Source organism: uncultured Sunxiuqinia sp. (genome assembly GCF_947495665.1).
In the GTDB taxonomy this organism is placed as follows: Bacteria; Bacteroidota; Bacteroidia; order Bacteroidales; family Prolixibacteraceae; genus Sunxiuqinia; species Sunxiuqinia rutila.
The window spans coordinates 1-223 of sequence record NZ_CANLZV010000063.1 but is presented as its reverse complement, the minus strand read 5'-3'; the positions used below and the strand labels follow the sequence as shown (position 1 = coordinate 223).

Here is a 223-nt window from a genome sequence, read left to right as displayed (position 1 = left end):
ACAGAAAACAAGAAACAAAACACAGGAGGCCCATCATGAAAACACAAGAGACAAACACCGGAAACAACAACAATCAGTCAGAAAAAGTATTGTTAAGAAGTGCCGCGGTAATTATCAGCTTTGTATTAATCAGCTTTACTGTGAGTGCACAAGGATTTTGGAAACAGTTACTGACCAACAACAGTTTTGGACAGGTAGCCTTATTGATGGTTGAAGAAACCAC

1 protein-coding gene is annotated in these 223 nt (G+C 39.0%); it reads left to right on the top strand.

Annotated elements, in window-relative coordinates; genetic code table 11:
* Positions 1–35 precede the first annotated feature (35 nt).
* The coding region (locus Q1A18_RS19055; RefSeq protein ID WP_299584754.1) for a hypothetical protein at positions 36–223 on the top strand (188 nt) is incomplete at its 3' end.